11 protein-coding genes are annotated in these 13623 nt (G+C 37.8%); 3 read left to right on the top strand and 8 right to left on the bottom strand.

Going from position 1 to position 13623, the window contains the following annotated elements; all coding sequences use genetic code 11:
- Positions 1–84 precede the first annotated feature (84 nt).
- From BANA01_RS08730 to BANA01_RS08700, 7 genes are all read right to left on the bottom strand, one after another.
- Positions 85–555: a DUF3291 domain-containing protein gene (locus BANA01_RS08730; protein WP_063252656.1), complete on the bottom strand. Its 471-nt coding sequence runs from the start codon at positions 553–555 to the stop codon at positions 85–87.
- A gap of 79 nt (positions 556–634) precedes the next feature.
- Complete coding sequence (locus BANA01_RS08725; RefSeq protein ID WP_063252654.1) at positions 635–967, bottom strand: nuclear transport factor 2 family protein; 333 nt, start codon at positions 965–967, stop codon at positions 635–637.
- 207 nt (positions 968–1174) lie between these two features.
- Complete coding sequence (locus tag BANA01_RS08720; protein ID WP_063252652.1) at positions 1175–1696, bottom strand: TRAP transporter small permease; 522 nt, start codon at positions 1694–1696, stop codon at positions 1175–1177.
- Positions 1697–1781: 85 nt separating this feature from the next.
- Positions 1782–2813, bottom strand: coding sequence for a TRAP transporter substrate-binding protein (locus BANA01_RS08715; protein WP_063252651.1), 1032 nt, complete (start codon positions 2811–2813; stop codon positions 1782–1784).
- 72 nt (positions 2814–2885) lie between these two features.
- A complete protein-coding gene (locus BANA01_RS08710; RefSeq protein ID WP_063252649.1) occupies positions 2886–4166 on the bottom strand; it encodes a TRAP transporter large permease in 1281 nt (426 codons plus the stop codon).
- A gap of 43 nt (positions 4167–4209) precedes the next feature.
- Positions 4210–5418, bottom strand: coding sequence for an MFS transporter (locus tag BANA01_RS08705; protein ID WP_063252648.1), 1209 nt, complete (start codon positions 5416–5418; stop codon positions 4210–4212).
- Between the two features lie 352 nt (positions 5419–5770).
- The gene (locus tag BANA01_RS08700) at positions 5771–7678 is read right to left on the bottom strand and encodes a sigma 54-interacting transcriptional regulator (RefSeq protein WP_063252646.1); all 1908 of its coding nucleotides are present in this window, start codon (positions 7676–7678) and stop codon (positions 5771–5773) included.
- Between the two features lie 282 nt (positions 7679–7960).
- Between BANA01_RS08700 and BANA01_RS08695 the strand changes: the two genes are divergently transcribed.
- From BANA01_RS08695 to BANA01_RS08685, 3 genes are read left to right on the top strand one after another with little or no spacing between them, the layout of a single operon-like run.
- A complete protein-coding gene (locus BANA01_RS08695; RefSeq protein ID WP_063252644.1) occupies positions 7961–8854 on the top strand; it encodes a carbon-nitrogen hydrolase family protein in 894 nt (297 codons plus the stop codon).
- Between the two features lie 11 nt (positions 8855–8865).
- Positions 8866–10953, top strand: a complete 2088-nt coding sequence (locus BANA01_RS08690; protein ID WP_063252642.1) for a hydantoinase/oxoprolinase family protein — start codon at positions 8866–8868, stop codon at positions 10951–10953.
- A complete protein-coding gene (locus BANA01_RS08685) occupies positions 10937–12709 on the top strand; it encodes a hydantoinase B/oxoprolinase family protein (RefSeq protein WP_063252641.1) in 1773 nt (590 codons plus the stop codon). The genes BANA01_RS08690 and BANA01_RS08685 overlap by 17 nt, the downstream gene beginning before the upstream one ends.
- 61 nt (positions 12710–12770) lie before the next feature.
- Here the strand turns inward: BANA01_RS08685 and BANA01_RS08680 are convergent, their stop codons facing one another.
- Positions 12771–13589: an HpcH/HpaI aldolase/citrate lyase family protein gene (locus BANA01_RS08680; RefSeq protein WP_063252639.1), complete on the bottom strand. Its 819-nt coding sequence runs from the start codon at positions 13587–13589 to the stop codon at positions 12771–12773.
- Positions 13590–13623 lie beyond the last annotated feature (34 nt).

Here is a 13623-nt window from a genome sequence, read left to right as displayed (position 1 = left end):
ACAATGAGTGAGGTTTCCCTTTTATGGTTATAAAATTCTAGAGAAAATCAAAAACCCTATTCGTTCAGCCACCTTAAGCGAAAGCTAGCTACTTAACTCACATATTTCTCCTTTTTCATCAAAGGCATGCTTAAAATCAAAAGCAAACGAAGTCGGTCCATGCTGTACATAATAGTTATATCTTTTAAAGGCCTCCTGCCAAGAGACATCTTTCACTTTCTCTGTCCACCACACGACATATGAAAGGTGTTTTTCTGGATAAGGCTTCATCCATTTGTTCCGGTCTCGCAATGCTTGTCTGTGCTGACCAGAATAGGTAAAACGATATAAGCCTTGAAGGCTTTTCCATACGGTTAAAGTTAGGACAGGAAAGCCCTCTCCCTTGACGGCTTCCTCAGGGATTTGGACTCCAAATGGTGAAAATTCCTCTATTAGTTGTCCTGTTCTCCCAGCCTGACGCATTACTTCGTATCCCGCTTCAAAGAATTCACGAGAGGCAGGGTGATCATAGGGGTGTTTCAGCCTACCGACCGTATAAATCGAAACAAAAGTCATAAGTATCCCTCCAAAAAAAAAGTCTCTAGCTAGATATATTCAAGCTATGAGGGATCTTATGACATTCTTGGTTGGCAAGCTATTCAAGGATAAACCAAACCTTGGATATGAGATCATCTTTTATTTCATAAATAGCCATTAAGCTAGTACTTTCACCTGTAAGTCCATTTGTGGCGATTTCCCAATCGATGACCTTATTTCCAACGATGGAACGATTCTTGATCTCAGCGAACATTTTCTTTTTGAAGGTTTCGCTATATCTTTCAATCAGTGCCTGCTTGCCGCTTAAGGTAATGGTATTTTCAGGGAAGGTGTAAACGGTAATATCGTCGGCATATGTACTTGCAAATCCCTCTAGATCTTGACTGTTGTAGTATTCAATTTGCTGTTGGACTACTTTTTCAACTGACATTATTTACACTCCTACTTTAAAATTTGTACTGTCGATTGTGCATGATTAATTCTCGCATCGAATCCTTTTATAATCAACGTCTCATTATTTCGAAAGTAGTTTGTCCTTTTAAATTTCATAAAAAAAGTCCCAGGAATGTTAATTCCTTGGGACTTCTAAAACTTGTTTTCTTATTGTTTCTACTAACCCATTAAATTTATCATTCTGTTACATCAAGCTGTTCACCGTTTCTTGTACTTTGTCCTCCTCAATCTGTTCAACCTTTGGAACTTCCTTGATAAAAGATTCTAAATAATACGCAGCAAAGAAGATCATTCCTATCGGAACTACCAAGAATACATACCCCATTGGAAGCCTTAGTGATGAATTAGAAGTAATTCCGGTATCGAATAGATGCTGTACATAGTTAAATCCTACATACACCAAAAAACAAGCATAAAGAAAACCGATAATAGCGTTTAAGATGGAAGTTGCTTTCTTTAATCGTTTTCCAAGTCTCATAACGATTAAATCAACATATATATGATTTCCTTCCTTCCCGCTTTTCCCTAAGGTTAAAAAAATCGCCCAAATTAACGAAAACAAGACTACTTCTTCCGACATAGAAAATGACTTAGAAAAAACTTGTCTGCTAATAGCTTCAATCAACATCCAGCCACATGAAAAAATGAATAAACAAACAGCAATCGTGGTAACAATTTTGTCCTCAATAAAGTTTATTAATTTCAAATGATAATCCTCCTTCTTGTTAAGGATGTTCTAGGCAGCGTATTCATCCCCCTATATAATGAGGGATGAATTTACTAGACTTTTATTATTTCTTCGTTAATTCATTAAATGCTTTTAACGCATCTGGGTGGCGTTGTTCAAATTTTTTATAGACATCTTCTGTTGCTTTTTTCCAATCGTTCACATCACTTTCAGGGACATAATTCACTTTACCCCAGTCACTTGTTACCTTTTCAATATATTCTTTATCTAACTCCATCGATTCCTTCCATTGAGTAACAGTAATATCATTAATGGTATCTGAAATTAACGTTTGAAGATCTTTAGGGAGTCCGTCAAACCATGCTTTATCCGCAGCAATGGAATAGGTGAATAATTGCATTCCCGGGACAACAAGCCCGTATTTTGCTGAAGATCCAACAACGTCCTTCCATCCATCAGGTGAAGTGTTGACTCCATCGATAACGCCTTGGGAAAGGGAAGTGGCAATTTCAGTTGCTGGCATAGAAACACCACTTCCTTTAAATGCTTCAATGGTGTCAGTAGCTACCTGTCCTGAAACTGTCCGAACCTTCAAACCCGATAAATCCTTTAAATTCTTTAATTCTTTATCTTTTGTTAGAATAATCCCCTCTGCTGTTCTCATAAGTCCTAAAACTTTAATCCCTTTATCTTCAACAAAAGAGTTAAGCAATCCCGTTAATTCTGTACGATATTCTACGTTTTCTAAAATGGTTTTATCATTAAGACCAAAAGGCAAACTAACCACACCATATTTCTGATTAAGGGCTTCTAAGTGTGCACTTACTGGCCAAACCATATGAACGGAACCAGTTCCTAAAGCTTGAATGGCTTCACCGTCTTTAAATAATTGACCTCCAGAATGAATCGTTACCTCTAGTTGTCCATTACTTTTTTCTTCTACAATTTCTTTAAACTTCTCCATATATTTGTGCTTAAAGAACGTTTCGGGTAACTCGTGAGTCATGATGATTTTATAAGTCTTTTTATCCCCTTGACCTCCTGATGCTTTGTCTTTGCCGCAGCCTGCCAATCCCATAAATAGAGCTAAAACCATGATTACCATCATTGACCATACCTTTTTTCTTTGTTTCATCCACAACCATCCCTTCTTAAACAAAATTTGTTTTAGGTTACTGTTTTTTAAAAAACTTAGGTTTCTTTCATTCTATAAATTAAACAAAAGTAAACTAATTTGTGGAAAATAGGTTACGAGGAATAAAGAAATAATCATGATGACATAGTAAGGTCCTACCCCTTTGGCTACATCATGGATGGGAATTTTTGCCAGCCCGCTCATCACAAATAGATTTAGCCCTACAGGAGGAGTTAATGTTGCAATCTCGATATTCATGGTAACAATGACGGCAAAATGAATCGGATTTATTCCTAAAGCGATGGCAGCAGGGAATAAAATTGGCACGACTAAAACGATAACGGTAATACCATCCAAGAACATACCTAGAATAAATAAAAGAGCATTTACAAGGTGTAAAAACTGCCAAGGCTCAAGTCCAAGATCCGTAATCATCGTGATTAAACCTGCAGTTAACCCAAGACTCTTTAACATAAAAGCGGTAAGAGACCCTCCAATTAAAATTAAATAAATCATACCGGATTGAAGTAGAGATTCTCGGCTGACATTCCAAAGATCTTTTACTTTAATGGCGCGATAAATAAATAGAGAAAGAGTAGCAGCATAGAGAACAGCAACAGCTGATACTTCTGTAGGAGTAAAGAAACCAAGATAAATGCCGCCCAAAATTAATACTGGCAGCAATAATACACCTGAAGATGATTGTAATTGCTTAAGAGGTACTAACTTTTTTAGAGTAGAAACATTTGAGGTGGTTTCCCAGCCATTTTTCTTACAAATATAGTAGGTTAGTGCCATTAACATGACTGCCTGCATAAGCCCTGGAACAATCCCGGCAGTAAATAAATCTACAATCGGAATACCTACCATACTCCCAATGATGATAAAACTAAGACTTGGCGGAATTAAGAGTCCAAGTGTTCCCCCAGTGGCTACCAGACCGGCAATAAAGCGTTTCGGATACCCTCTTTCCCCCATGACTTCTATCAAGTTTTTCCCAATAGCAGCAGCGGAAGCAACACTAGAACCAGAAACAGCAGCAAAGAAAACGCTTACTAACATTGCCGCCATAGCCGTACCGCCGTGAATTTTCCGTGTGATAATATCTGTAAAATCTAAGATCTTTTGAGCCAAGCTTCCTTTCATAATAATATCCCCAGATAAAATAAAGAAAGGAATGGCTGCTAATGCATAGCTATTGGCGGATTGAAAGGTTTGCTGCGCAATAATGTCCAGACTTGTTTCTTGAAACATTAACAAGATTACTAACGCACTTGCACCCAATGCCACTCCAATGTGGGTTCCCATAATAAGCAGCAAAAATAGGATAACAATGAAAATAGTAATTTCCATAAATATCTCCCTTCAAAAAGTTAATGTAGTTTTACAGTTCCTTCTAATTCCTATCTAGTTTTAAAAATAATGTCAGGCCCCCTATTATAAAAATAGCAGCTCCACAAATCATCCACATGGCTTCAAAATTACCGGAAAAATCGATAATCCAACCTGATAATGGAGTACCGAAGATAGCACCTGTATACACCGTAGCTAATCCAACTCCACTGGCTAAACTAACTTGTTCCTTCTTTACCACCTCTGAAATCATTAAGACGAATATCCCATTCCATCCTTGTGTGGTAATGCCTAGGCATAAAGATAGGAGAGCGATTATCACAACCGGGATATCGTTTGACAATATTCCGAGGAATAAAACTAGTACTCCTGAAATTAATCCAATCAGAGCAATAATCACTCCCCGATTCTGATTAAAAAACCGATCACTTATGACTCCCCAGCATGCCCTGCCTAAGGCCCCTCCAATTTGTAATAATGCTAAACAAAATAAGGAAAAAGAAAGAGAATAATGAATCGATTCATGTAAATAAAGAACTAAGTAGGTCATTACACTAAGCTGCACCCAGATAAAAAAGGTAATAATGGCGATAATTTTCATTAATTTTTTGTTTTGTAAAATTTCTTTGCCGTTTTTCAACACATTTAGTTGTTTATGATGATCCTCTCTTTGGTCTAACACCTTAAAATGAAACAGACACACAAGTACCAGCAAAACAGCAATGCTTAGAAGGCTGATACGCCAGCCCCATTGATTGGCTATGAGAGGGAGCATCAAGCTGCCCAAAGTACTGCCTAAGGAAACCCCCATTTGCTTTAAGCCCATTGCTGTTCCCCTGTTATGTACATCAAAGGTTTCCATTATACTTTTGTTCGTCCCTGGAGTAATACCTCCATATCCCGTTCCCAACAAAAATAGCAGCACTAAAATAACAATGTAACTATTTGATATTGAAAAAGAAAAGATAACAAAAACAAGTAATAAACAAAAAGCAAACAACGACTTCCTTGCACCAAATCGATCGGTAATCATACCAGAAGGAATTGCAACAATAGATGAGCCAAGGAATACAGCAGACGTCATCCAGCCAATTTGGGTATTGTTTAATGAAAACTCTTTTACCATTTGAGGGATTAGAGGAACATACCCATAATACGCCAGTGCTGTTACCATTTGGATGATTAAAAGCCAAAGAAGGTATTTATTTAAGATAACAAACGAAGGGGCACTTTTTACATGTTCCAATTTCATTTCTACTATTTCACCTGCCTTTACCTTAAATAACTGCAATTACCATGCCATATATTTTTAAACATTTTGATAATATAGAATAATTTAAAAGTTTTTCTTGTTACTCTCCTATTTACTACTAATAATTTTCAGGGAATTTTATTCTAAAAAAGCTGTTCACACTTTTTTATCGTTCGATATAGTAGATTCAAATAAAAATATATGTTGATTAACATGCTTTTTGTTTCATATGTTGTTTCAACGTAACAACATATGAAACGGTATGATCTTTATTGATAGGTATAGTAGCTTTACAATAAAAATAAAAACCCCCGCACCTCTAATAAGGTGGGGGGAAATCCATTCAATCATCTTAAAAACTTGTATCAATTTCGTATTCCTTTATTTTCCTCCATAATGTCGTTCTAGACATGCCAAGTTTAACCGCGGTTTGATTCTTATTCCCATTTGTTTCAAGGAGGACATTTATTATTTTTAACTTTTCAAGTTCAGGCTTTTGCATGTGTTCTTGAACATCACCTTCTTCGCTCCTAACGAAACTACCTACTATTTGATTCTTTTGTTCAAAGAATTCACTCATGATATCTGTAAACAATTTCATTAAGTCCAAAGTAGTATTAGAAATAGATTGAAGTGCACAAAATCTCTGAGCAAAATTTTCCATTTCCCTTACATTTCCTGGCCAGTTATACATAGATAAACTATTTTTGGCCATATTGATTAAATAACTAGCTTGATGTGTATCCATTCCGTATTTCACAAGTAAGTGATTAAGAAGCAAGGGAATATCTTCTTTTCTATCTCTTACTGGCGGTACATTAATTTGAAGTACATTAATCCTATAATATAGATCTTCTCTAAAGGTCTTTTTCCTAATTAAATCGACTAGCGGTTTATTGGTCGCTGTGATTACTCTAACATCTAGGGGTATGATATTTCTGCCCCCTAAACGGATTACTTCTTTTTCCTGTAGAACTCTAAGAAGCTTTGTTTGAATATCCAAAGGAATTTCTCCAATTTCATCAAGAAAGATGGTTCCATTTTGAGCCATTTCAAAATATCCTGGTTTCCCCCCTTTTCTTGCACCGGTAAAAGCTCCTTCTTCGTAGCCAAATAATTCACTTTCAAGAATATTTTGCGGAATCGCAGAACAATTCACTGGAAGGAATGGCTGCGTCTTTCGATTACTATATTGGTGCACGCTATGGGCTATTAATTCTTTACCTGTTCCCGATTCACCAAATATCAATAACGGTGCATCCGTTTGGGCGTACTGTTTAGTTTTAATAATGACCTTATTCATAATTTGAGAAGTGTGGATAATATTTGTAAATTGATATTTCGGGTTTAAGGTATCTTCCTTTTTATTTTCACTCGTAACACGAGTACGAGAACCCTCTACCGCAACAATAAACATTTTACTATTTGCACTATTCATAATCGGTTCAATGATTATTTGTTCTGATTTATGTGTAACACTAACCGATTCGGTTTCTATACCTTTAAAATCAATGTTAATCAAAGTGTTAAACTGCTCTCCTATGGTTTCGTACTTGCTGCTTTTTTTTACATATTTAAACCCGTGCGCGTTGGTATCAATAATTCTTAGGTGCTGGTCTAATAAAAAAATAGGATTACCTGCATATTGAAGGATGACATCTTTGATTTTTCCGTAGTTTACCATTTTGCTCTTTGTCGCAGCTAATTGATATGCTTTTATAATTTCTAGTTTTAAAGAATCTATCGAATAAATTAGAACATTTTTTATCCCTTTTTTATCCGCTATTTCACAGACTGAACTGGTCCCAATCACGACATTAAACCCTTTTTGATAAGAATCATTCATAATCTGTTCCGCTTCCTTTAAATTAGAAAATGAAACCCTTTTCAATTCTATGTCTAATAAATCTTCATATTGTTCGAGCTGATAATCCTCTTCCGGAAAATACATTAACAAAATTTTCCTTCCAAATTTTTTAGCTTGAGCCAGTCCCTTAACTAAATCGGCCTCTGTAAAATGTAAAGGATAAAAGGGTACAAGATAGGTTAACTCATAATAATCTTTATTGATCATTTCTAGATGAGCACCACTAGTAATGACTAAATCAAATTGAGAAAACATTTCATGGTCGATTTTATGTAACTCTCCAAAATTCACCTCTAATACTTCTAAACTTAAAGGTAAATTTAACAGTTCTATTACTTCGTAGTATAAATGTGAAAAATTCTTATGTGTGATGGCAAGTATTTTGGTTGGCAATTCTACTCATCTCCTATTTTGCATCAACTTTTCCTTAACAATTATTTCTATCAACTCAATAATAACACAATATTATGAATAGTCAGAATTGTATTGTTTCAAATTTTGTTCCTTTTGTTTCATCTTGTGTTAAAAATTTTAACAATCATCTCCGGATTTTTACACTGTTCATTTTCTAATCCTAGTAAACAACGATCCTAAAATCTTTTTTTCTATTAATTAGAAGATGGCACATTTCTTGCAATTATACGATTGAGGACTTTAAAAAGGGAGGTGAAATTGTTGCATAAAATTAAAGTTGCTGGATTGCAAATTGGTTCTTATCCCGGAAGCTATGAAAAAAACTGGGCCATTCTTGCCAAAAAAACGGAGGAACTCATTTTAAGAGATAAGCCCTATCTCATTTCCTATTCAGAGCTTATGACAGCCCCCTATTTTGGTGTGCTCCAAGATGAAAAATTTTTCTCGTACGCAGAAACGATCAACGGCCCTACTGTAAAAAAAATTACCGAAATGGCGGTAACGTATGACGTTCATATTTTAGGTACCTTATTTGAAAAAGCGGAGGAAAATGGACAGACAAACTATTATAATACCGCCTTTATTTGTTCTCCAACAAAAGGATTAATTGGCAAATATCGAAAAGTCCATTTGCCAAAAGTGAACAGTCCAAGTCTTTCTACTGATGAGAAATACTACTTTGAACAATTTGGCGGCGGCGGTAAAGAGTTTCCTGTTTTTACTCTTGATAATGGAATGAAAGCGGGAATCTTAATATGCTTCGACCGGTCATTTCCTGAGGCATGGAAAGCCCTTACGGTGCAGGGTGCAAATTTAGTCATTGTTCCAACCGCTACCTTTGGTTTTAGAAAGGATATGTACGTAAGAGAATTGCAAATACGAGCAATGGAGAACAATGTATTTGTTATGGGCGTAAATAAAGCTGGGATCGAACAAATCCATGGTGAACCTACTGAGAGACACCATTTTGGAAATAGTTGCCTAATTGATCCTTTTGGAACGGTCATTACACAAATGGAAGACCAAGAATGGTCCTATCTTCTTGGAGACATAGACCTTTCTCTAGTAACGAGCAGCAAAGCACGAATTGATTGGAATAATGAAAGAAAGCCAGAAATTTATAAAAAATATCTAAATAACTATCAGAGGGTATAAGGAGGGTTACGATGATTAGAGTTGGAGTAGATGTTGGCGGTACAAATACCGACCTAATTCTCACAGGTGTGGGTCAAAAACATGTTTACCATAAGGTTCCATCGACAAAAGCCGATCAATCTATCGGTATTATTCAAGGTGTAAAAGAGATTTGTGATAAAGCTGGTATTCAGCCAAGCGATATTGATATGTTTTTACACGGCACTACAGTAGCTACAAATGCATTGATTGAGCATGAAGGTTCTAAAACCGGACTCATTACAACCATGGGTTTTAGAGATATTTTGCATATTGGCAGACACAGACGCCCTCACAATTTTTCAATTATGCAAGATATCCCCTTCCAAGTAAAACCATTAATTGAGAGAAAACATCGAAAAGTAGTCAGAGAAAGAATTATTCCACCAGGAGACATTTTTGTTCCCTTAAATGAAAGCGATGTCATTGAAGCCATCAAGGAGCTTAAAGCTGATGGTGTAAAATCCATTGCTGTAGCATTCTTATTTTCCTTTTTGAATCCGATTCATGAAAAGCGTGTTGGCGAGCTGATCACTGAATATTATCCAGAAGCTGAAATATCCTTGTCACACGAAGTGATTTCACAATATCGAGAGTTTGAAAGGTTTACCACCACGGCCATTAATGCTTTTACAAAACCAAAAATGAGATCGTACATGAAATCACTTGAAAAAGGCTTAATGGAAATCGGCTGTGGTGCTGAAATCTTGATCATGCAGTCAAACGGCGGCATTAGCGGCATCGATGGTGTTTCGAATAAACCAATTTCCACTCTTATGTCCGGACCGGCAGCAGGGGTTATTGGGACACAATTTATTGGAAATCTCCATAATCACACCAAATTAATCGGTCTTGATATCGGAGGTACATCTGCCGATATTACTGTCATACCGGAGCAGCTATTAGAAATCAATTTCCAAAATTGTCAAATCGCCGGTTATCCAGTCTTATTTCCACAACTGGATGTTATTTCGATTGGTGCCGGCGGAGGAAGTATTGCTTGGGCAGACAGCGGCGGCGGTTTTAATGTTGGACCAAGAAGTGCAGGTGCCGAGCCAGGTCCTGCCTGTTATAATCGCGGGGGAACAGAAGCTACCGTTACCGACGCCAATGTAATCTTGGGCAGAATTGATCCAAATAATTTCCTTGGCGGCAGAATCAAGCTTCAAAAACAATTATCTGAGGAAGCGATGAGTTGTTCGATTTGTGAAGCATTTAAAATGGATCTGAAAGAGGCTGCCCTCTCCACGCTTGAAATTATGAACGCCAACATGGTAAAAGCCATTCGGATCCACTCCATCCAACGAGGCTATGACCCTCGGGAATTTGCTTTGGTTGCCTTTGGCGGGGCCGGACCTCTTCACGGCTGTGATGTGGCAGATGCCCTGGAGATCCCAACGATTCTCGTTCCTCCTGCACCTGGTATTACCTCAGCGATGGGGCTATTGTCCACCGATCTTAAATTCGATTATATTCGTACTATTGGTGTGCTGTTAGATTCTGCAAAGGAATCACGGATTAATCAATATTACCATGAAATGAAGATCGAAGCTGAGCAGCAAATCTCAAAGGATAGCCAGCAGGGCAAAGAAAAACGTGACACTGTTACCATTTTACAAATGGATTGTCGATATGCCGGTCAAGGATATGAATTATCGATTGAATTTAATGGATTTAATGAAAATTGGCGAGAAGAAATTCAACAGAAATTTGATACAACACACCATGAAACCTATGGATTTGCCTTTGAAGGTAACCCAATTGAGATTATTAATCTGCGTGTTCGTACGGTTGGCGTGATGCCTGATTTAGAGGTTCCCCATGTAGATACTCAACAAGCTGTTGTTTCAACGAAAGTAACAAATGCGGTTTTTGGAACACCAAAAAATTATCAGGAATATGAAGTGGCTCAATATGAAAGAGTTGATTTGCCGAAGGGTTATATTTTAGAAGGACCAGCGATTATTAATGGATTAGATAGTACGGTTGTCATTAATCCAAATTGGCAGGGTGAAGTTTTATATGATTCTACTATTAAATTAACGAGAAAAGGAGTGATTCATAATGAGCAAAACTCTTGATCCGGTGCTATTGCAAATTATTGGCGGTGAACTTGATAGTATTGCGAAAGAGATGGCGTATCAGCTAGTACGTAGTTCCTATTCCGTCATCATTCGTGAATCTGAGGATATGGGCTGTGCAATCCTTAATATAGACGGGGAAGAAATTGCTGAATCAGATAACACTCCTTTCCATGTTGGTTCTTTAGTCGCTTATACGCGAGGGACGTTAAAAACGTTGAAGGAACGCGGCGTACAGCTGCAGCCTGGTGATGTATTAATTCATAATCATCCTTATTTAGGAGCCAGCCACTCCCTGGATTTAGGTGTCATAGCCCCTATTTTTTATCAAGGTGAACTAGTAGGTTTCGCAGGAAATACGGCTCATGCTCTTGATATTGGCGGGGCTCAGCCTGGCGGTTCTATGAATCTCTTTGATATGTTTGCGGAGGGTAGAATTTTCAACGCTAACTTCCTCTATAAAGCAGGTGTCAAATGCGATGATATGTGGCATTTTATTGAAGGTAACACGCGTGCCCCTAGAGAAGTCATTGGCGATTTAAAATGTCAGGTTGCAGCTGCTCAATATGGCGTGAAGCGATATACACAATTGATCGATAAGTATGGACTTGAGACGATTAAGTTGTATTCTGGAGAACTTATTAATTATTCAGAAAGAATGCTCCGAGCAGAAATTGAAAAGATCCCAGATGGAGAATATTACGCTGCCGGTTATCTAGATGATGATGGCATTCATCGTGATCAGCCTGAAAAAATTGGTGTTAAAGTTATTGTGGAAGGCAGCAACATTACGGTGGATTTATCTGAAGCCCCTCCGCAAAGACCAAATGCACTAAACACCCCATTTGAAGGAAGTACGTGTGTTGCGGTCTACAGCTTATTTAGGTCACTGCTGCTTGACACTTATTTAACAGATAAATATATCCCTGCAAACTCTGGGGGATTCCGCCCAATTACAGTAGTGGCTCCAGAAGGGACGATTTTTAATCCTAAATTCCCTGTGGCTACCCAAATCCGCTTCTGTCCTGCCAATCGTGTGGCTGACCTAATCCTTCAGGCATTAGCCCCTGTCATGCCGGATCGTGCTACTGCCGGTAACAGCGCCCAATTGAACGGGATGTACATGAGCGGAACCTATGAAAATGGTGACTACTGGATTACGATTGAAGTTGATGAGGGCTCCTATGGAGGCAGACCTGGCAAAGATGGAATGGATGCGGTTGACTGTTTATCCGCAAACATAAAGAATCAGCCAATCGAGGAGCTTGAGCTGCACCTTCCGTTTCGTTTTTATCGGTATGAGTTAATCGAAGAGAAATTTGGTGCAGGCAAATACCGCGGTGGTACCAGCGCTGTACGTGAGTATGAATTTTTGACACCATCTGTTATTACAACGGAATCGGAACGCCATAGCGAAATTGATCCGCCGCCTGGGGTTCATGGCGGAAAGCCAGGCACACCTGGAGCCTTTTATAAGATTCATTTAAATGGTGAAAAGGAAAAATTATATTCTAAGAATAATGCGGCAACTTTTGAAAAAGGTGAACGTCTTGTCATCTATGGCGTAACCAGCGGAGGATATGGAGATCCAATGGAACGGGATATCGATAAAGTCTTGAATGACTACTTAGATGGGTTAATCAGCTTATCGCAGGCACGGGAGGATTATGGAGTGGTGATTAAAGGTAAAGCGGTAGACTTAGAAGAAACGAAAAAACTCCGCCCCCTTTCTACTAGTATAGTAGTATCCAATTAAATTAGAGAAAAGCGTCTATACCTTTGCTCGTAAACGAGCTAGGATATAGACGCTTTTTTTGTTAACTGGATTTGATTAATCTCTTGGCTAGCAAATAGACAGGACGATCAATTAACTTTCCTTCCAAATCAATGGCACCAGAATGAGCAGATGATTCAAAGACATCAATAACTTTCTTGCTCCATTCGAGCTGCTTTTTCGAAGGTGTATACACTTCCTTCACCCAATCAATTTGTTTAGGGTGTATGACCATTTTTCCATTAAAACCGATTTGCTTACCCTTTTGGGTATCTGCTATAAAACTCTCCCTATCATCAATGACAGGAAACACAGCATCTATTGGCGGATTCACTCCTGATGCTCTCGATGCCAGCACCAATTTTGACATGGCATATTCACGTTCAGTACCCTCTACAGACCAATCTACTCCAATATCCAAGGCGAAATCAACGGAACCAAACGCCACTCTATTGACTGCTGGATGGCTGCTTAAAATCGTTTCTATATTCATTACTCCCGCAGCTGATTCGATTAAAGGAATTATTTCTACATCCTTATTTATGAGTTCTGCAGCTAATGAAATGGATGTTTTATCCTCACTCTTTGGAATCATAATTCCATCTATTCTTTTTAATTCATTCACCATGCTCAAATCCTCAAAAAACCACGGTGTTTTAATGGAATTAACTCTAACGTATATTTTAGAACGAAACGTTTCATCTGTTTTGAGGAGTGAGTAAACTAAATTTCTAGCCATCTCTTTTTCATTCGATGTAACGGCATCCTCGAGATCGATAATGACAGCATCTGTATGAAGAGTTAAGGCCTTGTGTATCTTTTTTTCACTGTTACTAGGAGCAAATAAATAGACCTCTCCCAAAATGTTCATCTCCTTAAAAAAAGTAGGAGTAGAA

The organism is Neobacillus niacini NBRC 15566 (assembly GCF_001591505.1).
In the GTDB taxonomy this organism is placed as follows: domain Bacteria; phylum Bacillota; class Bacilli; order Bacillales; family Cytobacillaceae; genus Neobacillus; species Neobacillus niacini.
This window is presented reverse-complemented; position numbering and strand designations above follow the sequence as displayed.